We start from the raw sequence: 23321 nt of genomic DNA on the forward strand, positions 1-23321 counted from the left end.
CACGCCCGCCCGGCCTGTCCCGATTCGCCCCGGGCTGTCCAGGGGGATTCCCGCGGTCGGCCGAGCTCCCACTGCCCCGGCCGACGCCACACGCGTAGACTCCCCCCGTGGCCAAAGTGACGCGCGACGATGTAGCCCGACTGGCTGGTACCTCGACCGCGGTCGTCAGCTACGTCATCAACAACGGGCCGCGACCGGTCGCGCCCGCCACCAAGGAGAAGGTGCTCGCGGCGATCGAGCAGCTCGGCTACCGGCCGAACAGCGTCGCCCAGGCGATGGCCTCCCGCCGCACCAACCTCATCGGCATGGTCGTGCCCGACGCCCGGCAGCCGTTCTTCGCCGAGATGGCGCACGCCGTCGAACGGGCCGCCTCGGAGCGCGGCAAGCTCGTGCTGATCGGCAACTCCGACTACGTGGACGACCGCGAGGTGCACTACGTCCGTGCCTTCCTCGGCATGCGGGTCTCCGGCCTGATCCTGGTCAGCCAGGGCCCCTCGCAGCGGGCCGCCGAGGAGTTCGCCGCCATGGAGGGGGCCAAGGTGGTACTGCTGCACCGCCGCCCCGAGGCGATCGACGACGTCGCGGTGGTCACCGACGACGTGGGCGGCGCCGAGGCCGTCGTCCGCCACCTGCTGGAGGAGCACGGGCACCCGTACGTGGCCTGTTTCGGCGGTCCGGTCGACTCCCCCGCCCCCGGCGACCCGGTCATCGACCACGTCGAGGGCTGGCAGCGCGCCATGGGCGCGCACGGCCTGCCCACCGAGCCGCACCTGATCGACGCGCCGTTCCACCGCTACGGAGCCTACGAGGTCGCGCTCGGCGTGCTGCGCTCGGCGGACCGCCCGTCGGCGATCTTCTGCTCCACCGACGACCAGGCGATCGGTGTCCTGCGGGCGGCCCGCGAGGTCGGCCTGCGGGTGCCGGAGGACCTCGCGGTGGCCGGCTTCGACGACGTGCCCGAGGCCGCCCTCGCCGACCCGCCGCTGACCACCGTCGCCTCCGACCGCGACGCGATGGCGCGGGCCGCGGTGGACCTGGTGCTGGACGACTCGCTGATGGTGCCCGGCTCGGACACCGAGCGGGTGCGGAAGTTCCCGTCGCGCCTGGTCGTGCGCCGTTCCTGCGGCTGCCACCCGGACGGGGCGCCGACCCCGGCCTGACCAGGCTTTATGAGAAGTCAACGGGCTTCTCGGGGCCTTCTGAGCGGACTCTCACCGGATTCTCATCCGGCGGGCGGACGTTGGTCGGCATGAGCGATCACCAGCAGCACCGCAGCACGCACGGCGAGCAGTACGACGAGGGCCACCCCTACGGGTACGGCCATGGGTACGAGGGCGGCCACGGCGGCTACCCCGGCCACGGCGTCCGGGGCAGCCCGGGCCACGACGGTGCCGGGGGCCCGGTCGTCCCCGGCACGGTCCTCGCCAGCACCACCGGCGGGTACCCGGCCGCCGGCGGCGCGCCGGTCGGTACGCCGCCCCCGCCGCCCGCCATGCCGCCCGCGCCGCCGACACCACCCGAGTCCGACGGCCCGGCCGCCCCCGGCGGCGAGGGCGGCCACGACGGACGCGCCCGGCGGGGCCTCCTGCGCGGCCGGGTCGCGCTGGTCACCGCCGTCGCCGCGGTCGCCGCCGTCCTCGGCGGGGTCACCGGCGGCGTGGTCGCCGCCGAGCAGCACGGCTCCGGCAGCGGCACCGCCACCATCGCCAGCCCGGTCGCGGCCCGCTCGGACGGCAGCGCCGACGTGGCGGCCATCGCCTCGGCCGTCTCACCCAGCGTCGTCCAGATCACCGTGAAGACCGCGACCGGCACGGCCACCGGCACCGGGGTCGTGCTCGACGGGGACGGCCGGATCCTCACCAACTACCACGTCGTCGCCGGCGCGGCCGAGGGCGGCCAGACCACCGTCACCTTCGAGGACGGCTCCACCGCCCGGGCCACCGTCACCGGCACCGACAAGGGCCTCGACGTCGCCGTGATCACCGCGAGCGGCGCCAGGAACCTCACCCCCGCCACCCTCGGCGACTCCAGCACCGTCTCGGTCGGCGACCCGGTCGTCGCCATCGGCAACCCGGAGGGCCTGACCGGCACCGTCACCTCGGGCATCATCAGCGCCGAGAACCGCGACGTCACCGTCCAGGTCGACGAGGGCTCCACCAGCGGCAACGGCGGCTTCGGCTTCCCCAACCTGCCCGGCCTGCGCGGCAGCACCCCGCAGAGCAGCGGCGAGACGACCACCTACAAGGCGTTCCAGACCGACGCCGCACTCAACCCCGGCAACTCCGGCGGCCCGCTGATCAACGCGAACGGACAGGTCATCGGCATCAACTCGGCCATGTACTCGCCGAGCGGTGTGGGCGCCACGGCCAGCGGCAGCGGTGCCGGCAGCGTCGGCCTCGGCTTCGCCATCCCGATCGACGACATCAAGCAGGTGCTGCCGCAGCTGCGGTCCGGCCAGAACGTCTAGACGGACAATTACTCCGAGCAGGTCCCCACACCGGGCGCCTCCAACGGCCCGGCACACCCAGCAGGCCCACCGACGACGAGAAAGGGCACCCGCCCATGACCCCGGCCGCCGACGACCGCACCCTCTCCGAGTCCGGGCAGGCCACTGCCCGGCTCCTCGTGGTCGACGACGAACCCGCCCTCCGGGACGCCCTGGAGAGCAGCCTCGCCTTCGAGGGCTACGAGGTCGCGACCGCCACCAACGGCTACGAGGCCCTGGAGGCCGTCGAACGCGACAAGCCCGACCTCGTCCTGCTCGACATCATGATGCCCCGGATGGACGGCCTCACCGCCGTCCGCCGGATGCGCTCGCGCGGCGACACCGTCCCGGTGCTGATGCTCACCGCGCGCGACGCCGTCGGCGACCGGGTCACCGGCCTGGACGTCGGCGCGGACGACTACCTCGCCAAGCCCTTCGAGCTGGACGAACTGCTCGCCCGGGTCCGCGCCCTGTTGCGGCGCAACGCCCTCGCCACCGAGGCCGCCGCCCGCGCCGCGGCCGCCGAGGACGACACCGAGGTGCTGGCCTTCGCCGACCTGCGGATGAACACCGCCACCCGCGAGGTCACCCGCGCCGGGCGGCAGGTCGAGCTGACCCGCACCGAGTTCATGCTGCTGGAGATGTTCCTCTCCCACCCCCGCCAGGTCCTCACCCGCGAGCAGATCCTCAAGGCGGTCTGGGGCTTCGACTTCGAGCCCTCCTCCAACTCCCTGGACGTGTACGTGATGTACCTGCGCCGCAAGACCGAGCAGGGTGGCATGCCCCGGCTCATCCAGACCGTACGCGGCGTCGGCTACGCCCTCCGCCCGGCTCCCGGCACCCACGCGTGAGCGACACCCTCCCTCCGCCCCCGCTGGTCCCGCCCACCGCGCCCCGCCGCCGGCGCCTCCTCACCTGGTACCGCGCCCGCTCCCTGCGCAGCCGGCTCACCTTCCTCACGGCGGCGGCGGTCGCGGTGGCGATCGCCCTGTCGGCGCTGGCGTGCTGGTTCATCGTGGAGAAGCAGCTCTACGGTCAGGTGCGGCACGAGCTGGAGAACGTCCCGCCGCCCCGCAACATCGCCCTCCAGCTCCCGTGCGCCACGACGCCGGAGGCCGCCCTGAAGAATGTGCAGAAGGTCCAGGAGGCCGGCCCGCTGCCGGAGCTACCCGGCGGCGGGCCCGCGCCCCGGGACACCCAGTTCGTCTGGACCGACCCGGCGTGCGTCACCCTCCCGCTCAGCGCCACCAAGGCGATCGCGATCGAGCCCGGCGACGCCCAGGCGTTCGCGCTGAAACCGGGCCAGGCGATCATCCGGGACGGCCGCTACACCAACGGCGAGCCGGCCATGGTGAGGATCTCCCTGGCCCGCACCGCGAGCCACTCGTCCGTGCTGGTCATGGTCGCGACCCCGACCGAGGCCGTGGAGGACTCGCTCAACCGGCTCGCCGTCATCCTCGGCGGTGTGGCGCTCGGCGGCATCGTCCTCGCCGGGATAGCGGGCCGGTTCGTGGCCCGCTCGGCGCTCAAGCCCGTCGACCAGCTCACCGACGTGGTCGAGCACATCGCCCGCACCGAGGAGGTCGGCGCCACCATCCCGGTGCAGGGCAGCGACGAGATCGCCCGGCTCGCCACCTCCTTCAACTCCATGTCCACCGCGCTGGCCAACTCCCGCGACCGGCAGACCCGGCTGATCGCCGACGCCGGGCACGAGCTGCGCACCCCGCTCACCTCCCTGCGCACCAACGTCGACCTGCTGATCCGCAGCGACGACACCGGCCGCCCGCTGCCCCCGGCCACCCGGACCAAGCTGCTCGGCAACATGAAGGCGCAGATGCAGGAGCTCACCGGGCTGATCGGCGACCTGCTGCAGCTCTCCCGGCCGGACTCCCCCAGGCCGGCCCGTACCCTGGCCGTCGTCGCCCTGCACGAGATCGCCGACCGCGCGGTCGCGCGGGCGAAGCTGCGCGGCCCGGGTCTGGTCTTCGAGACCGCCGTCGAGCCCTGGTACGTGCACGGGGACGCCGCCGCCCTGGAACGGGCGGTGATCAACCTGCTGGACAACGCGGTGAAGTACAGCCCTCCCGGCGGCACCGTCGACGTCCGGCTCGACCGGGGCGTGCTGACGGTGCGCGACCACGGCCCCGGCATCCCGCCGGACGAGCTGCAGTACGTCTTCGACCGGTTCTGGCGCTCCCCGTCGTCGCGTCAGCTCCCGGGCTCCGGTCTCGGTCTGTCGATCGTCGCGCAGAGCGTCCGGGAGGCCGGCGGCGAGGTCTCGCTGGGTCCGGCCGCGGACGGCGGCCCGGGTGCGCTCGCCACCGTCCGGCTGCCCGGCGGCCCGGCCCCCGACTGAGCGGGGGCCGGAAAGGCGGACGGGCGGGGCGCCCCGACAGCGCCCCGCCCGCCTCATGTCCGGCACACGGTCAGTCGATGTCGCTGCCCGGGCCGATGACCTTGATCCGGTCCTGCGCCGGAGCCTGCAGCGGCGAGGCCGCCGAGCTGTGGGCACCGAGGTAGGCCGTGAAGATGTCCAGGTCCGAGGCGCCGACCAGCTTGTCGGTGCCGGCCGCGAAGGCCGGGAAGCCGTCGCCGCCGCCGGCCAGGAACTCGTTGGCCGCGACCCGGTACTTGCCGGCCGGGTCGATCGGAGCGCCGTTGAGGCGGACGGAGTCCACCAGCACGCGGTCGGCACCGGTCTTGCGCATGTCCAGGGTGTAGCTCAGGTTCTTGGACACCTGGAGGACCTTCGGCGCGGCGTCGTTGCCACCGCTGACCTGCTGCTGCAGCACCTGGACCAGCTGGGCGCCGGTCAGCGTCTTGACCTGCATCATGTTGGTGAACGGCTGGACGGTGAACGCCTCGCCGTAGGTCACCACACCGTCGCCCTCGGCGCCGCTCGCCTTGTACACCAGGTCCGAGCGGATGCCGCCCGGGTTCATGAAGGCGATCTGCGCTCCGCCCTTGTCGGCCGGGGCGAGGCCCTCCAGCTGCGCGTCGGCGATCACGTCGCCGAGCGGCTTCTCCAGGTCGCTGCTGCCGCGGCCGTTGATGTCCGAACCGACGTAGCCGACCGGACGGTTGGCGATCGGGGCGGCCAGCTTGGAGTAGTGCGCGATCAGCTCCGTCATGTCCGGGGCCTTCTCGACCGTGCGGCGCACGACGTGGTTCTCGGCCTTGACCGACGGGCGGACGATGGCGCCGGTGGTCTTGTCGAGCTTCAGGTCGATCTCGGTGAAGAGCCGGCCGAAGGAGGCTGCGCTGGTCACGGAGCGCGGCACGCCCTGCGGGTCCGGGATGGTGCAGGCGTAGGCGTTGTGGGTGTGGCCGGTGACGATGGCGCCGATCGCCGGGTCCAGGTTCTTGGCGATGTCGACGATCGGACCGGAGATGCCCTGACCGGACGTGCCGCAGTCGTAGTCGTACGTGCTGCCGGCCGGGTAGCCGCCCTCGTGGATCAGGGCGACGATCGAGTTGACGCCCTTCTTCTTCAGCTCCGCGGCGTACTTGTTGATCGTGGCGACCTCGTTGCCGAACTTCAGGCCCTTGACCCCCTCGGCGGTCACGATGTTCGGCGTGCCCTCCAGGGTGGCGCCGATGAAGCCGACCTTCACGCCCTGCGACTTGGTCACCCAGTACGGGGCCAGGATCGGCTTGCCGGTCTTCTCGTTGGTGACGTTGGCGGCCAGGTAGTTGAAGTTGGCGCCCTTGAACCTGCGCCCCTCCTCGTAGCAGCCGTCGACCGGGTGGCAGCCGCCCTCCTGGAGCCGGATCAGCTCCTTGGCGCCCTCGTCGAACTCGTGGTTGCCGACCGCGGTGACGTCCAGGCCGAGCTTGTCCATCGCCTCGATGGTGGGCTCGTCGTGGAAGAGCGCCGAGGTCAGCGGGGAGGCACCGACGATGTCGCCGGCCGCGACGGTGATCGAGTCGTCGGCCGGGATGCGGGCCTGGCGCAGCGCGGTGGCCAGGTACTCGATGCCACCGGCCGGGGTCGAGACGACCTGACCGGTCGCCGGGTCGATCTCCTTGATGGTGCCGGACGAGCCGGCCGGGGGCTCCAGGTTGCCGTGGAAATCGTTGATCGCCAGCAGCTGGAGGTTGACGGTCTTGTTTCGCTTGGCGTCCGCGGCCTGGGCGGCGGTCGGTACGACCACCGCGCCGAGCAGGCCGGCGGAGGCGACGACGGCGAGCGCCGCACGTCGGGATCTGGCGGTGAGCATGAAGGTCCCCTGCACCTCGAAGAGCGCCCAGTTGTGGGAAGGTCCGGGCGTCGGCCATGAATTGCGCGAGTGCAGCCTAGAGTCAACGCGCGTAGCTGTCAGGACCCCGGACGTAACGACCGGGTTACCTACTGACGAATCATCTGCGCCCGACACCACCCGGACCGCCCCGCGCCCGGCACCCGCCGATCGCCGGAAGCCCCGGCCGGACGAGCGCGGCGAGCGGGACGTGGCGGGGTCAGACGCCCGGTTCGGCCGCCAACTGCCGCTCTGCGCGGGCCCGCTCGGCCACTGCGTCCTCCGTCATCGCCCGGTCGGTGTAGACCAATGGCCGCTCGGTCTCGGTGATGATGTGCTTCACCACCTGGACGTTGCCGTTCACGTCCCAGACCGCGATGCCCGGCGAAAGTGTGGGAATGATCTCCACCGCCCAGCGCGGCAGACCGAGCACCCGGCCGGTGGCTCTCGCCTCCTCGGCCTTCTGCATGTAGATGGTCCGGGTGGAGGCCATCTTGAGGATCGCCGACGCCTCCTTGGCCGCCGCACCGTCCACCACGTCCGACAGGTGGTGCACCACGGCGACGAAGGAGAGTCCGAGTCGGCGGCCGAACTTCAGCAGCCGCTGGAAGAGCTGTGCCACGAACGGGCTGTTGATGATGTGCCAGGCCTCCTCGACCAGGAAGATCCGCTTCTTCCGGTCCGGCCTGATCCAGGTGTGCTCCAGCCACACGCCGACGATCGCCATCAGGATCGGCATCGCGATGGAGTTACGGTCGATGTGCGAGAGGTCGAAGACGATCAGCGGCGCGTCCAGGTCGATGCCGTCCGTGGTCGGCCCGTCGAACATGCCGCGCAGGTCGCCGTCGACCAGCCGGTCCAGCACCAGCGCCACGTCCAGGCCCCATGACTGCACCTCGTCCACCGCGACGCCGAGCGACTCCACCGAGGACAGCTCGGGGTTGCGCAGCGTGTCGATGATGTCGTCCAGCACCGGCTGGCGGTCGGTCACCGTCGCCACCACGTGGGCGTGCGCCGCCTTCAGCGCGAAGCCGGCCCGCTCCTCCAGGCCGCGTCCCATCGCGACCTCGATGATCGTGCGCAGCAGCGACAGCTGACCGGTCTGGGTGATCGCCGGGTCCAGCGGGTTCAGCTTCACCCCGCCGTCGCGTGCCGCCAACGGGTCGAGCCGGATCGACTTTATGCCCAGGGCGTCGGCGATCAGGTTCCACTCGCCGACGCCGTCCTCGCCCTGGGCGTCCAGCACCACCACCTGCCGGTCGCGGAACCGCAGTTGGCGCAGCACGTAGGTCTTCTCCAGCGCCGACTTGCCGTTGCCGGACTCACCCAGCACCAGCCAGTGCGGGGCCGGGAGCTGCTGCCCGTACAGCTGGAACGGGTCGTACACGTACCCCTTGCCGCTGTACACCTCGCGCCCGATGATCACACCCGAGTCGCCCAGCCCCGGTGCCGCGGTGGGCAGGTAGACCGCCTGCGCCTGGCCGGTGGAGGTGCGCACCGGCAGCCGGGTGGTCTCCACCTTGCCGAACATCAGGCTGGTGAACGCGTCGGTGAGGTTGCCGAGCGCCATACGGGGCCTCCAGGAGGATCAGCGGCGGATGCCGGTGGCGAACGGCAGGGTGTTGACGAACGCGCGGTGGTGCTCGCGGTCGCACCACTCAAGCTTGAGGTAGCTCTTGCCCGCCGAGGCGCGGATGGTCCGCTTGTCGCGGGCCAGCGCGTCGGGGTTGCGCGAGGAGACCGTGATGTAGCCGACCAGGTTGACCCCGGCCGCGCCGGAGGCCAGGTCGTCGCCGCGCTGGTCGACCCGGCCGGTGTGGGCCAGGTCGCGCGGGTCGACCGTGCGGTTCATCTTGGCCGCGCGGCTGGCCTCCGCCTCGTCGTTGGTCTTCTCGGTCAGCATCCGCTCGATCGCGACGTCGGTCGGCTCCAGGTCCATCGTGACCGCGACCGTGCGGATCACGTCCGGGGTGTGCACCAGCAGCGGCGCGAGGAAGTTGACGCCGACCGGGGTCAGCGGCCACTCCTTGATCCAGGCGGTGGCGTGGCACCACGGCTCGCGGGTCGCCGACTCACGGGTCTTCGCCTGCAGGAACTGCGGGTGGGTCGCATCCAGCTCGGCCGGCCAGGCGTTGCGCCGGGACATCGCCTGGATGTGGTCGATCGGGTGGTCCGGGTCGTACATCGAGTGCAGCAGCGAGGAAAGCCGCGCCTGGCCCAGCGGCTGGCGCACCCGGATGTCCGCCTCCGCCAGCCGCGCGCAGATGTCCGTCAGCTCGCGCGCCATCACCGCGGCCAGACCCTCGTCGTCCCGGGCCCGCCGGCCGGTGGCCGTCCGCCCCATCGCGTGCGCCTCGGCCGCCAGGTCGCGGGTGTAGTGCATGCAGGCCACCAGGTACGCCCGGTGCTGCTCGGACGAGGTCGACACCATCGACTGCAGCTGGTCGTACGAGTCCTGCAGCCAGCGCGGCGCGTCCACGTCGCCGCGCCGCTCCACGTCCTTGGCGTGCGCGTCCGGGTCGGCGGGCAGGGTCCGGGCCAGGATCTGCAGCCGGGTCACGAAGCCGTCCCCGTTGGCGACGTGCTTCAGCAGCGTGCCGAACCGGTCGACCAGCGCCTCCTGGTCCTCCGAGTCGCGCAGCCCGACGCCCGGGCCCTCGATCTCGATCGCGGCCGTGACCGTCCGCCGCTCCAGGTGCATCAGCACCCCGACCTCGTCCGGCCCGAAGGGCGCCGCCAGCCAGCGCAGCCGTCCGACCCCGGGCGGCGGCCCGACCTCGACCTCGCGCCCGTCCAGCCGGGTGCCGGCGTCCATCGCGTCCGACCGCCACACCGCCCGGCCGCTGCGGACCGTCCGGCGGTAGGTGCGGTTGATCTCCACCCACTTGTAGAACGTCCGCCGCCGGTACGGCACGTAGACCGCCGCGATGGCCAGCGCGGGCAGGCCGACCAGGCCGGCGATGCGCAGCGGCAGGATCGGCATCATCAGGCCCCAGACCATGCCGAGGAACGCCCCGAAGATGATCAGGACGATCTCGCCGGACTCCCGGTTGCGGCCGATCGGCGCGTTCGGGCGGGCCTTGCCGATCAGGTAGGTGCGGCGCTGGTGCACGTACGGCTGGGCGTACTGGGCACCGTACTGGCCGAGCGGTTCGCTGCTCACTTACCCGTCACCCTCCCTTCGCTGGGTTGCTGTCGCGGATCGGAACCGGAGCCTGCGGCGCGGTGGCCTGCGGCGGCGGGACGGGGGCGCGCGTGGCGTGGGCCGCGATGCCCGGCGCGACCGAGCCGCCGCCGGAACCCGGGCTCCCGCCGCCGACGCCCTGCGGGCCGCGGTCGCCGTGCGTGCTGATGCCCTGCTTCACGAGGTTCGCGGTGCCGTTGATCATCGCCGATCCGGCGGAGACCGCACTCGCCCGGGCGTGCCGCATGCTCATGATCTCGTCGCCGAAGCCCGGCACGAAGCGGTAGACGGCGGCGCTCGCGAAGATCGACAGGAACAGGATCGCCAGGCCCGACAGCACCCGGGCGAAGTCGTCGCTCGCCCCGGCACCGGTCGCGACCGCGCCGGCCAGCCCGAGGATGATCACGATGATCGGCTTCGCCAGGTCCACGGCCAGCATCACCCCCGCCCAGCGGCGCACGTGCTTCCACAACTGCTTGTCCACCAGCCCCGCGTACACCGCGGTCCCCAGGAGCGCGCCCACGTACAGCATCGCCGCCCGGATCAGCAGCTCGATCCAGAGCACCGCAGCGGCCAGCACGGCCACCAGCGACACGATGATCAGGATCAGCGGGCCGCCGCCCATGCTGCCCTTCTCCAACGTGTCCGCGAACCCGCCCAGGTACGTGCCGGTGTCCGACTTCGTCCCCACCGCGATCGCCTTGGTCAGTCCGTCCGTCGCGCTCACCACCGTGTACAGGATCAGCGGCGTGAACGCCGAGGCCACCACGGTCAGCCAGAGGAAGCCGATCGCCTCCGAGATCGCCGTCGTCAGCGGTGCCCCTCGCACGGCCCGCTTCGTCACCGCCAGCAGCCAGAGCACCAGCGTGATGATCGTCGACGCGGCGAACACCACCGCGTACTGCTGCAGGAACGACGCATTGGTGAAGTCCACCTGCGTCGTCCCGTCGATCGCCCCCGACAGGTTCCGCACCACCCACGACGCAGCCTGCGCACACCCCTTCGCCAACGACCCCAACGGATCGGTGACACTCCCGACGGTCGAACCCCCGGGGAGGGAACCACTCCCCCCAGGCGCGCAATAGACGTCGTTCCCGGGCAGCGGTACCCCGGGACAACTCGTGTTCGTCACACTCGGCGTAGGCGCCGGTTCAGCAGAGGCACGCTGGGCCGACAGGACGAGCGACACCAGTCCTGCTGCCGCCCCTACGAAGAGACGGCCCACACCGCACCGAACCGGGCCCGGAACACGGTCAGCGGGCATAGCGGAAGCCTCCGAACTGCTCGACGGCACCAGTGATCTCCTCGGAGGTCGCGGCCTGCTGATCCGGCGGAACCGGTGCGGGTCCCGAGACCCGGCTGAAGTCGGTGAGCTTCCAGTCGTCGCCGGTCCACCGCAGGGTGAGCGTGAGTGTGAACCACTCCTCAGAGACCGGTCGGATCGAACGCTCGCCGGCCAAGCCGAAGAGCCCGGTGCACCAGACATCAACCCTGGCGTTCTCCGCGCCGTATGCACTCTTCTTCGTACCGACCGGAACGGTCCGGCTCACCAGGGTCTGTCCCTTCGGCGGCCGGCCCTGCGCATCGACTCCGAACCTTGCGGCGTTCTCCGGAGTGAACCCCTGGTCCAGGCGGGTCTGGAGGGACTGGGTGGCGGACGGGTCGGCGATGGTGGCGATGATGGTGTGGCGGCTGTCGGTGCGGAACATCTCGGCTGAGCCGATGGCCACGGCGTAGTTGGCCGCGGCCGACTGCGCGCCCTGCTCGGTGTGCGGGAAGCCGGCGGCGATGCCGTTGGCGGTGGTGGCGACGGGCTGCTCGCCGCTGGGGGCGGGGCCGGCGCCGGAGGGGGCGGTGGGGGTGGCGGCCGCGCCGTCGGCGGAGCGGTTGGAGGGGGCCGGGTCGGGCTTGCCGCGGTTGGCGATGGAGATCGCGACGACCAGCAGCGTGACCACCACGAGGACGGTCACCAGGGTCCGCAGCGGACGCGACTGACGACCGTTCGGCTGGGAGGAGGGCTGTTCACCGACCGGCAGCCGCGTGCGGGTGTGCGGCTGGTCGTCGGACAACGGCACGGCGGCCCTCCTGGTGCGGGGAGCCGGGCGGCTCCGGGGCCCCTCCACCCGTGGACGGGAGCGGAGGGCGGGTGGTGGATGGATTCCCGACGGGGTCGGCCGCGTCCTCACGGGGACCCACGGCTGTCCGATCGTCAGATCGCCATGCCGTAGACAATGGTGAACAGAGTGCCGAGTGATCCAATGATGAACACGCCGGTCAGCCCGGCGATGATCAGTCCCTTGCCCTGCTCGGCGCCGAAGCTGTCGCGCATCGCGGTGGCGCCGATGCGCTGCTTGGCCGCGCCCCAGACGGCGATGCCGAGGCAGGCCAGGATGGCCACGGCCATGACGACCTCGACCATCACCCGGGCCTCGGAGCCGAGGCTCGCGAACGGGCCCCAGTCGGGGGCGATCCCGCCGATGATGGTGTCGATATTCGGCTTCTTAGGAGGCTCCTCGGCCAGGTGGCCGATCGCGATGCTGTCCACGCTGCTCAGGTTCATTTCCATCTCACCGCCCGATCAGGCAAATTCAAGGGCCCAGACCCCGCCCGCGCGAAGGGTCCGGACCTATTCTTGGCCAGATCTGATGTCGACTTGGCTACTTCTCGCGGATTGGTCGTGAGGCATCGGACACGTACGCGAGGATGTCCACCGTACGAAGGATAGCGCTCACTCTTTGTATCTCTGATGATTGCGGTGAGCAACGCCTTCCGGGACACTTCGACTGACGATTCGTCGGGATGGTGCTGATGGTACTCCGGAAGGCCGGTACGGCCGCCGCCGCTGCGGGAGTTGTCGCGATCGGCTTCGTCGGCCTGGTGACGGTCGGGACGTATGCGGCCAGCGGTACGCCACAGCAGTCGGCCAATCGTGCCGGACTCTCCCGTGGAACCGTTCCGGCGGCCTACCAGGGGCCGATCGAGCGGTGGGGCTCGCTCTGTCCGGAGATCTCCCCGCCGATGCTCGCGGCACAGCTGTACCAGGAAAGCGGTTTCGACCCGGGCGCCCGATCGCCCGTGGGCGCTCAGGGAATGGCGCAGTTCATGCCGGCGACCTGGGCGACATACGGCACCGACGGCAACAATGACGGCCGGAAGGACGTCTGGGACCCGTTCGACGCCATCGCCTCGGCGGCGACGTTCGACTGCGCGCTCGCCAAGGACGTCGCCGGCGTGCCGGGCGACCGCCAGGCCAACGTCCTGGCCGCGTACAACGCCGGACCGTACGCGGTGACGAAGTACAACGGGATCCCGCCGTACCGGGAGACGCAGGGCTACGTGCGCAACATCCAGGCCATGGCCCGCAGCTTCACCGCGCCGACCGCGCCGGTGGAGGTCTCCCAGCAGTCCGCCGGCGCCATCTACTTCGCGCAGACCAAGCTCGGCACGCCGTACCTGTGGGGCGGCGAGGGGCTGCCCTCCCAGAACGGGCGGTTCGACTGCTCGGGACTCACCCAGGCCGCGTACGCCAGCGTGGGCATCACGCTCCCTCGGGTGGCCAACGACCAGTGGTACGCCGGCCCGCACCCGTCGCGGGACCAGCTGCGCCCGGGGGACCTGGTCTTCTGGGCGACCGACCTGGGCGACCCGCGGAGCATCCACCACGTCGGCATCTACGTCGGCGGCGGCTACATGATCGACGCCCCGCACACCGGCGCGGTGATCCGCTACGACAAGATCGACACCAAGGAGTACATCGGCGCCACCCGGGTCACCACGGACGGCGCGCAGGCGCTGCCGGGCCGCAACGCGGACGGCAGCATCACCGCGCCGAGCCGCCCCGGCGAGCCCGCCCCCGCCGCCCCCGCCACGCCCGCCCCGGCCGCCCTGACCACCCCCGACCCCTCCTCCTCCCCGGCGTCCCGGCCGGCCGGCTCCGCGGCGGCCCGCCCCACTCCGACAGGTCCAGGTCAAAACAGCGCAAAGAGCTGACCCGTCCCGGACCTCCGGGTGTGAGTGCGCTGTGGACGCTGAGTCAAGTTTCCATAACCGCCAGTTTCCGTGGAACGCTGTGCCCCGGTTATGACGTTGTGTCCGATGGTCCGCCGTCACCCCCTGGACCGGGTGGTGCGGAGCGGGACCACGGCCGGAACGACCAGGTGCAGCGGACCAGAAGGAGGTGCGGCGTGTCGACGCCGCTTGCCGACACGACCAACCCCGACCTCGGCCTGCTCTACGCCGTCAACGGCCTGGCCAAGCGCTCCCCGGAGTGGCTGGACCACCTGGTCTCCTGGATCGGCGAGTACGGCATCCTGATCGGCCTGGCCCTGCTGGGCCTGGTCGGCTGGCTGCAGGCGAGACGCCGGCCGGACGCCCCGGTGGCCGTCGCCGGGCTGCTCTGGGCCCCGCTGGCGACCGCCATCGCCGAGCTGGCCAACCTGCCGATCGCCGCCATCGTCGACCGGCCGCGCCCCTTCGTCGACCACACCGGGCTGGACGTCCTGGTGGAGGGCAAGGCGGGCACCCACTCCTTCGTCAGCGACCACTCGACCATGTCGATGGGCATCGCGGTGGGGCTGTTCCTGGTCAACCGGAAGCTCGGCTGGATCGCCGGCGGACTCGCCCTGCTGCAGGGCTTCTGCCGGATGTACATGGGCGTCCACTACCCCACCGACGTGATCGGCGGCTTCGCTCTCGCCACCGCGGTCGTGCTGCTGCTGGCGCCGATCGCGATGGCCGTGCTGGTGCCGCTCTGCCACGCGCTGAGCCGCACCGCCGTCGCCCCGCTGATCCGGGCCCCCCGGGGCGGACCGCGCGGCGGACGCAAGCGCGGCGGCGCCCGCGGCGGCGTCCGGGCCGACGAGCAGCCGCCGGAGTCCGACCTCGCGGCCTGAAGGGCCGCAACCGGCGGGGCCGCCTCGCGGGCGCACTCGCCCACGGCACCGGACACGAAAGGCCGGAGCGGCCGGGCGCTACGCCGGGTCGCGGTTCTCGGTCAGGTGGTCGGCGGCCTCGCGCCTGGTCAGGTCCCGTGAGCGGCGGGCCGGTGAGAACCAGCCGCAGTCGCAGCTCGCGTAGCAGAAGGAACCGCGTTCACTGATCGCGACACGGTGCTCGGGCATCGGGGTGGTGCCGGGTACCGCCGGCAGCTCACTGTGCACGTACCTCACCGTAACGCGCTCCGTACCCGGCGCGCGACGCCCGGTGCGCGCCGGGTACCGCGTAACTCCCGACACGCCAACTCGTTTGCCCGGAAAGAGCTCTGCCCACCCCGGTGGTGGTCGGCGGAGCAGTCGGGCCCGAGGGGGTTGTGGCAAGGATGAATGTGACCGACGAGCAGTGTGGCGGCCGGCGGCCGGGCCGCCCGCTGCCCCAGCTGCGCTCGGCGGCCGGAGCCATCGTGCTCGCCGCCGCCCTGGCCGGGCTGGCCGGCTGCTCGGGCGGCGCCACGGGCTCCGCCGGCTCGGCCGACCGGAGGGCGGCCGTCCCCGACCAGCTCTCGGCGGACCCGCTGACGGCCGTCCGCAGCGCCGCCGACATCACCGGCCGGACCGGCTCCGCACACGCGGCCACCGAGCTGGTCACCGAGTCCGCCGAGAAGAAGGCCGTCTTCACCGGCACCGGGGGGTACGACTACGTGAAGCGGATCGGGCGGCTGGAGGTGGCCGTGCCGCCCGGCGCGGCGACCACCGGGAAGATCGTCGAGGTGGTCCTGCCCGGCACCGTCTACCTGCAGAACAGCGGCGCCAAGGTGCCCGAGGGCAAGTGGGTCAAGCTCGACGTGCGCCAGCTGCCGGACGGCAACCTGGTGAGCAGCGGCGCCACCGACCCGGCCTCCGCCGCGGGCGCGCTGCGCGGGGCCCAGAAGGCCGAGCTGGTCGGCCCCGAGACGGTCGACGGTGTACCGCTGAAGCACTACCGGGGCACCCTCGACCTCACCAAGGCCGCCGAGGCGACCGGCGGCCGCGGCGGGGACGGCCTGCGGATGGCGGCGCAGACCTTCACCGTCCGGGACGTCCCCTACGACGTCTGGCTGGACGAGCAGGGGCGGCTGCACAAGGTGATCGAGGTCTACACCTTCGCCGGCGTGCCCGGCTCGAAGGAGGCGAAGGACCAGGTGAAGGTGACGTCGACGACCTCGCTGGCCGACTTCGGCAAGCCGGTGGAGGCGGCCGAGCCCGCCGCTGCCGACATCTTCGAGATGAAGCCCACGGAGAGCCCGAAGTAACCGGACGAAGGGGCGCCGCCGGCGCCGGTGGGTCACCCGGGATCGCCCGGCCCACCCGTTTCGGCGGCCCCGAGATGGCCCGTCCGTGCCATGTGGGCGGGCCCCGAAGTGCCTAGGCTGGAGGGCGGGTGGCTGCCGCCCGGGCTGGCGAGGCACTGAAGGGGTGGTGCAGGTGGTGTCGTCCACGGGCGGCCGCAGCGGCGGCCACGACGACGCGGCCCTCGACGAGATCGACCTGGCCGGCGAGCTGATGATCGCCGCCACGGCCAGCGCCGACGACCGGCTGCCGACCGAGCGGATCGACGAGGTGCTGCTGGACCGGCCCGACGGCGGGGCGCCCGCCGACGGGCCGTCGGAACCGGGGAGCTGAGGGTCAGCTGCGCAGCAGCCGGCCGATCGCGGCGGTGGCCTCGGCCACCTTGGCGTCCAGTTCGGCGCCGCCCTCCTCGGCGGCCGCCGCGACGCAGTGCCGCAGGTGCTCCTCCAGCAACGAGAGCGCGAAGGACTGCAGGGCCTTGGTACCGGCCGAGACCTGGGTCAGCACGTCGATGCAGTAGACGTCCTCGTCGACCATCCGCTGGAGACCGCGGATCTGGCCCTCGATCCGGCGCAGCCGCTTCAGGTGGGCGTCCTTCTGGGCGCTGTAGCCGTGCTGCCCGTGCCCGCCGTGGTGGGCGTGCGGCTCGGCCCCGGGCGTGTGGTCCGGCTCGGTGCGCGCTTCCGTCGTGGTCATCGGCCCGCCTTCGTGTCAGTGCCTGGTGGCTGCGTCGACCTCCAGTGTCCAACACCCGGACCCGTCGTGGTGTTCCCCCGTAAGGGCTGACACCCCGGGCTTCCGTTCGCAGGACGGGGGCGATCGGGGCGAGGTTCCGTCAGACTGGGGCTCGCGTCTGCGTGGGGAAGTGCGGGCCGGATCCACCGCCGCGGCGGCCAACCGGAAGGGGAGGTTCCGGCTCCTCCTCCACCACCCCGTTTGCGTGATCGCGCTCGGTTGCACCTAGCATCGTTCAGTCCGAACCCCGCACATCGGAGATTTCCGTGCGTTTTAGCCTGACCCCGAAGGAGACGAGCTTCTACGACATGTTCGCCGCGGCCGCGGAGAACCTCGTCGTCGGATCGAAGCTCCTGCTGGAGATGCTGGGATCAGACGTGTCGGCCCGCGCGGAGATCGTCGAGCGCATGCGCGCCGCCGAGCACGCCGGGGACGACACCACCCATGCCGTCTTCCACCAGCTGAACTCCTCCTTCATCACGCCCTTCGACCGCGAGGACATCTACAGCCTCGCCTCGTCGCTGGACGACATCATGGACTTCATGGAGGAGGCCGTCGACCTGGTCGTCCTCTACGACATCCAGACCCTGCCGAAGGGCATCGAGCAGCAGATCGAGGTGCTGGCGCGCGCCGCCGAGCTCACCGCCGAGGCGATGCCCAACCTGCGCAGCATGTCGAACCTCACCGAGTACTGGATCGAGGTCAACCGGCTGGAGAACCAGGCGGACCAGATCCACCGCAAGCTGCTCGCCCACCTGTTCTCCGGCCAGTACGACGCCATCGAGGTGCTCAAGCTCAAGCAGGTCGTGGACGTCCTTGAGGAGGCGGCGGACGCGTTCGAGCACGTCGCCAACACGGTGGAGACCATCGCCGTCAAGGAGTCCTGACCCCCGTGGACACGGCAGCACTCATCGCCGTCATCGGCGTTGCGTTCTTCTTCACCTACACCAACGGCTTCCACGACTCCGCGAACGCCATCGCCACCTCGGTCTCCACCCGGGCGCTGACCCCGAAGGCCGCGCTCGCGATGGCCGCGGTGATGAACCTGGCCGGCGCCTTCCTCGGCAGCGGCGTGGCGCACACGGTCTCCAGCGGCATCATCGAGACCCCCAGCGGCAACCAGGGCCTGGCGATCCTCTTCGCCGCACTGATCGGCGCGATCGCCTGGAACCTGGTCACCTGGTACTTCGGCCTGCCGTCCTCCTCCTCGCACGCCCTCTTCGGCGGCATGGTGGGTGCGGCGCTGGCCGGCGGCACCGAGGTGATCTGGAGCGGCGTCGTCGACAAGATCATCATCCCGATGATCGTCTCCCCGGTTGTCGGCCTGGTCGGCGGCTACCTGGTGATGCTGGCGATCCTCTGGATCTTCCGGCGGGCCAACCCGCACCGCGCCAAGCGCAACTTCCGTGTCGCCCAGACCGCCTCGGCCGCCGCCATGGCGCTCGCGCACGGTCTGCAGGACGCCCAGAAGACCATGGGCATCGTGGTGATGGCCCTAGTGATCTCCGGCGACCAGGCCACCTACGACATCCCGGTCTGGGTGAAGATCTCCTGCGCGACGATGCTCTCGCTGGGCACCTACGCCGGCGGCTGGCGGATCATGCGGACGCTCGGCCGGAAGATCATCGAGCTGGACCCGCCGCAGGGTTTCGCCGCCGAGACCACCGCGTCGATCGTCATGTACATCACCTCGTTCGTCTACAAGGCGCCCATCTCCACCACGCACGTGATCACCTCGGCGATCATGGGTGTCGGGGCCACCAAGCGGATCCGCGCGGTCCGCTGGGGCGTCGCCAAGAACATCGTGCTCGGCTGGTTCATCACCATGCCGGCGGCCGCCGTCGTCGCAGCACTGATCTACTGGTTCGTCCACCTCTTCTGGGGCTGATCCCCCCACGGGGAGGCCGTGCCGTGCTCCGGGGCCACGCCCTGGAACACGGCCCGGTGTGCCCGGCGGCCCGGGCACGGAACGGAGTCCCGGGAACGGGTCGCCCCGGAGGGCCGACGGCCGGGGAGCCGGCGGACGACCGGGGAAAGAACAGGGCCCGCCCCCACATCTCGGGGGCGGGCCCTTCTTCATACTTCGCGGCGGCACCGCCATGCAGCACCGCGAAGCAGTCTGTGGCGCGAGGCGCGCTCCTCAGCCGGAACGGCCTAGCCGAAGCGGCCGGAGATGTAGTCCTCGGTGGCCTGGACGGACGGGTTGGAGAAGATCCGCTGGGTGTCGTCCAGCTCGATCAGCTTGCCCGGCTGGCCGACGCCGGCCAGGTTGAAGAAGGCGGTGCGGTCGCTGACGCGGGCCGCCTGCTGCATGTTGTGCGTCACGATGACGATCGTGAACTGCTCCTTCAGCTCGCCGATCAGGTCCTCGATGGCGAGGGTGGAGATCGGGTCGAGGGCGGAGCAGGGCTCGTCCATCAGGAGGACCTGCGGCTCGACCGCGATGGCGCGGGCGATGCAGAGGCGCTGCTGCTGACCGCCGGAGAGGCCGGCGCCCGGCTTGTTCAGCCGGTCCTTGACCTCGTTCCAGAGGTTGGCGCCCTTGAGGGACTTCTCCACCACGCCGTCCAGGACGGACTTCTTGCGCACACCCGCGAGCTTCAGCCCGGCGACCACGTTGTCGTAGATCGACATGGTCGGGAACGGGTTCGGGCGCTGGAAGACCATGCCGACCGAGCGGCGGACGGCCACCGGGTCGACGTTCGAGGCGTACAGGTTCTCGTCGTCCAGGAGGACCTTGCCCTCGACACGGGCGCCGGGGATCACCTCGTGCATGCGGTTGAGGGTCCGCAGGAAGGTGGACTTGCCGCAGCCGGAGGGGCCGATGAAGGCCGTCACGGAGCGGGGTTCGATGCTCATCGAGATGTCCTCGATGGCCTTGGTGCTGCCGTAGAAGGCCGACAGTCCGCTGACGTCGATGCGCTTGGCCATGATCCTTCGTCTTCTCTCAGTACTCGTACGTCAGTCGGTCGGTCAGTGTCCGGCCTTGGGCGAGCGCCAGCGTGCGATGCCCCGGGCGATGAGGTTGAGCCCCATCACGAAGGCGATCAGCACCAGCGCGGCGCCCCAGGCGCGGGCGTAGCCGTAGTCGTTGTTCACCACTGCGTACTGCTGCCAGATGTACATCGGCAGCGACTGCTGCGGCCCGTCGAACGGGTTGTTGTTGATGTAGTCGGCACCGAACACCAGCATCATCACCGGTGCGGTCTCACCCGTGATGCGGGCGACGGCCAGCATCACACCGGTGGTGATGCCGCCGATGGCGGTGGGGAGGACGATCCGCAGGATGGTCTTCCACTTCGGCACACCGAGTGCGTACGACGCCTCGCGCAGCTCGTTCGGGACGAGCTTCAGCATCTCCTCGGTGGAGCGGACCACCACCGGCATCATCAGGATCGCCAGGGCGAGGCTGCCCGAGAAGCCGGAGTAGTTGAAGCCGAGCGCGAGGTTCCAGAGGGAGAGGATGAACAGACCGGCGACGATCGACGGGACACCCGTCATGACGTCGACGAAGAACGTGACCGCCTTGGCGAGCCGGCCGCGGCCGTACTCGACCAGGTAGACGGCGGTCAGCAGACCGATCGGGGCGGCGATCAGGGAGGCCAGGAGCACCTGCTCCAGGGTGCCGATCAGTGCGTGGTAGATACCACCGCCGGGGCCCGCGGAGAGCACGCCCTTCATCGAGTGGGTCAGGAAGAACCCGTCCACCACCTCGGCGCCCTGCTGGACCGTGTAGATCGTCAGCGCGAGCAGCGGGATGACGGCGAGGATGAAGGCGACCCAGACCATCGAGGTGGCCAGCCGGTCCTTGGCCTGGCGGCGGCCCTCGACCCGGGCCGAGAGCAGGTAGCTGATCGCCACGAAGAGGATCGCGGAGATCAGACCCCACTGGATGTGGCTCTCCAGGCCGCCGAGCGCGCCGATGGCGCAGCCGATGGCGATCGAGCCGCCGGCCACCGCGGCCGGGACCCACTTCGGCAGCCGGTTGGCGGTCAGCGGACGGCCGAGCGGGCGCGCGTCCGCCGGAACGGTAGTGGTCGCGGCGCTCATGCGTTGGCCCCCGAGTACTCCTTGCGGCGGGCGACGATCAGCCGCGCGGCACCGTTCACCAGCAGGGTGATGACGAACAGGACGAGGCCGGAGGCCATCAGCGCGTCCCGGCCGAAGGGCTGGGCCTCGTTGAACTTCAGCGCGATGTTCTGCGCGAAGGTGCCGCCGCCCGGGTCGAGCAGGTGCAGCGAGAGGACGCTGTTGGAGGAGAGCACCACCGCGACGGCGATGGTCTCGCCGAGCGCGCGGCCCAGGCCGAGCATCGAGGCCGAGATGATGCCGGGGCGGCCGAACGGCAGCACCGCGGTGCGGATCATCTCCCAGCGGGTCGCGCCGAGGGCGAGCGCCGCCTCCTCGTGCATCCGCGGGGTCTGCCGGAAGACCTCGCGGGAGACCGCGGTGATGATCGGCAGGATCATGATCGCCAGCAGGATGCCGACGGTGAACAGGTTGCGCGGCGTGGTGCCGGCCCGGGACTGGTCGAAGATGTACGTCCAGCCGAGGTACTCGTCCAGCCAGCTGGTCAGCCCGTCCAGGTGCGGCACCAGGAAGAGCGCGCCCCAGAGGCCGTAGATGATGCTGGGGACGGCCGCGAGCAGGTCCACCAGGTAGGCGAACGGCTGGGCGATCCGGCGCGGCGCGTAGTGCGAGATGAACAGCGCGATGCCGATGGCCACCGGAACGGCGATCGCCATCGCGATCAGCGCGCTGACGATGGTGCCGAAGGCGAGGACGGCGATGCCGAAGACCGGCTTCGGGGCGTCCGGCGTCCACTCGAAGGTGGTGAGGAAGTTGCCCTCGTTCTTGCTCAGGGCGATGCCCGAGCGCCAGGTCAGGAAGCCCGCGATGGCGGCCATGACGACCAGCAGCAGGATGCCCGACCCGCGGGACAGGTTCATGAAGATCTTGTCGCCGACGCGGCTGTCGCGCTTGCGGCGTTCCCTGCCTCGCGGGGGAGCAGGGGTGGATGAAGTCATTGGTCTACTCCGGTCTGATGGTGCTGCCCCGAGGGGGCGGCACCCTGGCGGCGGTGCCCCGGACGTGTTGCAGGGTGTGCGGTCCGGTGGAGCGGCCCCGGCCCCCCTCGTCCACGGGGCCGCTCCACCGGAGGTACTGCGTCGGATCAGGCCAGCGTCGGGATGACGGCGTTGACCTTGTCGGTCAGCTCCTTCGGCAGCGGGACGTAGCCCTTCTCACCGATGGCCTTCTGACCGGTCTCGCTCGCGCCGTAGGTCAGGAACGCCTTCAGGGTGTCGAGGGTGTCCGCCTTGTTGCCCTTGTCGCAGACGATCTCGTAGGTGACCAGGACCATCGGGTACGAGCCCTCGTCCTTGGTCGCGTAGTCGAGGGTCAGCGCCAGGTCGCTGCCGCTGCCGGCGATCTTGGCCTTGGCGAAGGTGTTGGCGGCGTTCGCGGCGGTGGCCTCGACCGGCTTGGAGGCACCGGTGGCGATGGCGGCGCTCTTCAGGTTGTTGGTCTGGGCGAACGACAGCTCGGCGTAGCTGATCGAGTTCTTGACCTGCTTCACCTGGGCCGAGACACCGGCGGAGCCGTTGGCCGACTGGCCGCCCTTGCCGGCCCAGGTCTTGCTGGCCGGGTAGGACCAGGCGCCACCGGAGGCCTTGGCGAAGTACTTGGTCAGGTTGTCGGTGGTGCCGGAGTCGTCCGAGCGGTGGAAGGCCTGGATGTCGGCGTCCGGCAGCTTGGCGCCCGGGTTCAGGGCGGCGATCGCCGGGTCGTTCCACTTGGTGATCTGCGAGTCGAAGATCTTGGCGGTGGTCGGGCCGTCCAGGACCAGGTTGTCGACGCCCTCGACGTTGTAGACGATCGAGATCAGACCCGCGACGAGCGGCAGGTTGATGCCCTGGCCGCCGGTGCAGACCGCCTTGGTGGCGTCGACCTCGGCCGGCTTCAGCGCCGAGTCGGAGCCGGCGAACTGGACCTTGCCCTGGGTGAACTGCTGGACACCGGCGCCGGAGCCGCCACCGCCGTAGTTGATGGTCGCGCCGGAGCAGGCCGCACCGAAGTTGGTCTTCCAGACGTCGATCGCGTTGCCCTGGGCGGTCGAACCCGCGGCGACCAGTGCGCTGGGCTTGCTGCCACAGTTGATCGCGGCGGCCGGGGCGGCCGAGCCGCTGCCACTGCCGGAAGCGGTGTTGTTGTTGTTCTCGTCCGAACCGCAGGCGGCGAGCGACAGCGAGCTGACGAGCGCCATGGCACCGATGGCGAGGGCCTTGGAGCGGCCGTTCCGCTGGAGCTTCACAGGGGTGTCCCTTTCTGTGGCATTGCCCGGCGCGCGGGCCGTGAGCACACGGCGGAGCGCGGGTTTTGCTGTGGTCCGGGGCCCGTTCGGCCCTCCGGTGTAG

Annotated in this window: 22 protein-coding genes; 10 read left to right on the forward strand and 12 right to left on the reverse strand. The window is 71.1% G+C overall.

What is annotated here, in order from left to right:
- Positions 1–107 precede the first annotated feature (107 nt).
- From ACF9IK_RS15835 to ACF9IK_RS15850, 4 genes are all read left to right on the forward strand, one after another.
- Positions 108–1160 carry a LacI family DNA-binding transcriptional regulator gene (locus tag ACF9IK_RS15835; RefSeq protein ID WP_395294845.1) on the forward strand — a complete coding sequence of 351 codons (1053 nt, stop codon included), beginning with the start codon at positions 108–110 and terminating at the stop codon, positions 1158–1160.
- Positions 1161–1249: 89 nt separating this feature from the next.
- Positions 1250–2467: a S1C family serine protease gene (locus tag ACF9IK_RS15840; protein ID WP_395294846.1), complete on the forward strand. Its 1218-nt coding sequence runs from the start codon at positions 1250–1252 to the stop codon at positions 2465–2467.
- 95 nt (positions 2468–2562) lie between these two features.
- Positions 2563–3336 carry a response regulator transcription factor gene (locus tag ACF9IK_RS15845; RefSeq protein ID WP_395294847.1) on the forward strand — a complete coding sequence of 258 codons (774 nt, stop codon included), beginning with the start codon at positions 2563–2565 and terminating at the stop codon, positions 3334–3336.
- The gene (locus ACF9IK_RS15850) at positions 3333–4841 is read left to right on the forward strand and encodes a sensor histidine kinase (protein WP_395294848.1); all 1509 of its coding nucleotides are present in this window, start codon (positions 3333–3335) and stop codon (positions 4839–4841) included. Before ACF9IK_RS15845 ends, ACF9IK_RS15850 begins: the two co-directional genes overlap by 4 nt.
- A gap of 70 nt (positions 4842–4911) precedes the next feature.
- Here the strand turns inward: ACF9IK_RS15850 and ACF9IK_RS15855 are convergent, their stop codons facing one another.
- From ACF9IK_RS15855 to ACF9IK_RS15880, 6 genes are all read right to left on the reverse strand, one after another.
- On the reverse strand, positions 4912–6705 hold the full coding sequence (locus ACF9IK_RS15855; protein ID WP_395294849.1) for a bifunctional metallophosphatase/5'-nucleotidase: 1794 nt from the start codon (positions 6703–6705) through the stop codon (positions 4912–4914).
- Positions 6706–6943: 238 nt separating this feature from the next.
- Entirely contained in the window at positions 6944–8293 is a 1350-nt protein-coding gene (locus ACF9IK_RS15860) for an ATP-binding protein (RefSeq protein WP_395294850.1), read from the reverse strand.
- 18 nt (positions 8294–8311) lie between these two features.
- Positions 8312–9886 carry an SCO6880 family protein gene (locus tag ACF9IK_RS15865; protein ID WP_395294851.1) on the reverse strand — a complete coding sequence of 525 codons (1575 nt, stop codon included), beginning with the start codon at positions 9884–9886 and terminating at the stop codon, positions 8312–8314.
- 7 nt (positions 9887–9893) lie between these two features.
- Entirely contained in the window at positions 9894–11171 is a 1278-nt protein-coding gene (locus ACF9IK_RS15870; protein ID WP_395294852.1) for a hypothetical protein, read from the reverse strand.
- Positions 11161–11982 carry a hypothetical protein gene (locus ACF9IK_RS15875; protein WP_395294853.1) on the reverse strand — a complete coding sequence of 274 codons (822 nt, stop codon included), beginning with the start codon at positions 11980–11982 and terminating at the stop codon, positions 11161–11163. Before ACF9IK_RS15875 ends, ACF9IK_RS15870 begins: the two co-directional genes overlap by 11 nt.
- Positions 11983–12116: 134 nt before the next feature.
- The gene (locus ACF9IK_RS15880) at positions 12117–12467 is read right to left on the reverse strand and encodes a hypothetical protein (protein ID WP_238861116.1); all 351 of its coding nucleotides are present in this window, start codon (positions 12465–12467) and stop codon (positions 12117–12119) included.
- A 248-nt stretch (positions 12468–12715) separates the two neighbouring features.
- Between ACF9IK_RS15880 and ACF9IK_RS15885 the strand changes: the two genes are divergently transcribed.
- On the forward strand, positions 12716–13897 hold the full coding sequence (locus tag ACF9IK_RS15885; protein ID WP_395294854.1) for an NlpC/P60 family protein: 1182 nt from the start codon (positions 12716–12718) through the stop codon (positions 13895–13897).
- Between the two features lie 194 nt (positions 13898–14091).
- Entirely contained in the window at positions 14092–14799 is a 708-nt protein-coding gene (locus ACF9IK_RS15890; RefSeq protein ID WP_395294855.1) for a phosphatase PAP2 family protein, read from the forward strand.
- 78 nt (positions 14800–14877) lie between these two features.
- Here the strand turns inward: ACF9IK_RS15890 and ACF9IK_RS15895 are convergent, their stop codons facing one another.
- Positions 14878–15066: a hypothetical protein gene (locus tag ACF9IK_RS15895; protein ID WP_395294856.1), complete on the reverse strand. Its 189-nt coding sequence runs from the start codon at positions 15064–15066 to the stop codon at positions 14878–14880.
- 164 nt (positions 15067–15230) lie between these two features.
- Between ACF9IK_RS15895 and ACF9IK_RS15900 the strand changes: the two genes are divergently transcribed.
- Together ACF9IK_RS15900 and ACF9IK_RS15905 are read left to right on the forward strand one after the other, a co-directional pair.
- On the forward strand, positions 15231–16133 hold the full coding sequence (locus ACF9IK_RS15900; protein WP_395294857.1) for a hypothetical protein: 903 nt from the start codon (positions 15231–15233) through the stop codon (positions 16131–16133).
- Between the two features lie 172 nt (positions 16134–16305).
- Positions 16306–16503 (forward strand): hypothetical protein, encoded by a 198-nt coding sequence (locus ACF9IK_RS15905; RefSeq protein WP_395294858.1) that lies wholly within the window; start codon positions 16306–16308, stop codon positions 16501–16503.
- A gap of 3 nt (positions 16504–16506) precedes the next feature.
- On the opposite strand, the gene ACF9IK_RS15910 is transcribed toward ACF9IK_RS15905, so the two are convergent.
- Positions 16507–16866: a metal-sensitive transcriptional regulator gene (locus ACF9IK_RS15910; protein ID WP_238861108.1), complete on the reverse strand. Its 360-nt coding sequence runs from the start codon at positions 16864–16866 to the stop codon at positions 16507–16509.
- A 305-nt stretch (positions 16867–17171) separates the two neighbouring features.
- Here ACF9IK_RS15910 and ACF9IK_RS15915 point away from each other — a divergent pair, with 305 nt between their 5' ends.
- Complete coding sequence (locus ACF9IK_RS15915; protein WP_395294859.1) at positions 17172–17792, forward strand: DUF47 domain-containing protein; 621 nt, start codon at positions 17172–17174, stop codon at positions 17790–17792.
- Positions 17793–17797: 5 nt separating this feature from the next.
- Entirely contained in the window at positions 17798–18793 is a 996-nt protein-coding gene (locus tag ACF9IK_RS15920) for an inorganic phosphate transporter (protein WP_395294860.1), read from the forward strand.
- A 266-nt stretch (positions 18794–19059) separates the two neighbouring features.
- On the opposite strand, the gene pstB is transcribed toward ACF9IK_RS15920, so the two are convergent.
- The 4 genes from pstB to pstS form a co-directional block, all read right to left on the reverse strand.
- Positions 19060–19836: a phosphate ABC transporter ATP-binding protein PstB gene (gene pstB, locus ACF9IK_RS15925; RefSeq protein WP_395294861.1), complete on the reverse strand. Its 777-nt coding sequence runs from the start codon at positions 19834–19836 to the stop codon at positions 19060–19062.
- Positions 19837–19878: 42 nt separating this feature from the next.
- Entirely contained in the window at positions 19879–20955 is a 1077-nt protein-coding gene (gene pstA / locus ACF9IK_RS15930) for a phosphate ABC transporter permease PstA (protein ID WP_395294862.1), read from the reverse strand.
- A complete protein-coding gene (pstC, locus tag ACF9IK_RS15935) occupies positions 20952–21932 on the reverse strand; it encodes a phosphate ABC transporter permease subunit PstC (RefSeq protein ID WP_395294863.1) in 981 nt (326 codons plus the stop codon). Before pstC ends, pstA begins: the two co-directional genes overlap by 4 nt.
- A 146-nt stretch (positions 21933–22078) precedes the next feature.
- Entirely contained in the window at positions 22079–23218 is a 1140-nt protein-coding gene (gene pstS / locus ACF9IK_RS15940) for a phosphate ABC transporter substrate-binding protein PstS (RefSeq protein ID WP_395294864.1), read from the reverse strand.
- Between the last annotated feature and the right edge of the window lie 103 nt (positions 23219–23321).

This window comes from Kitasatospora hibisci, assembly GCF_043950205.1.
Lineage (GTDB): Bacteria > Actinomycetota > Actinomycetes > Streptomycetales > Streptomycetaceae > Kitasatospora > Kitasatospora hibisci.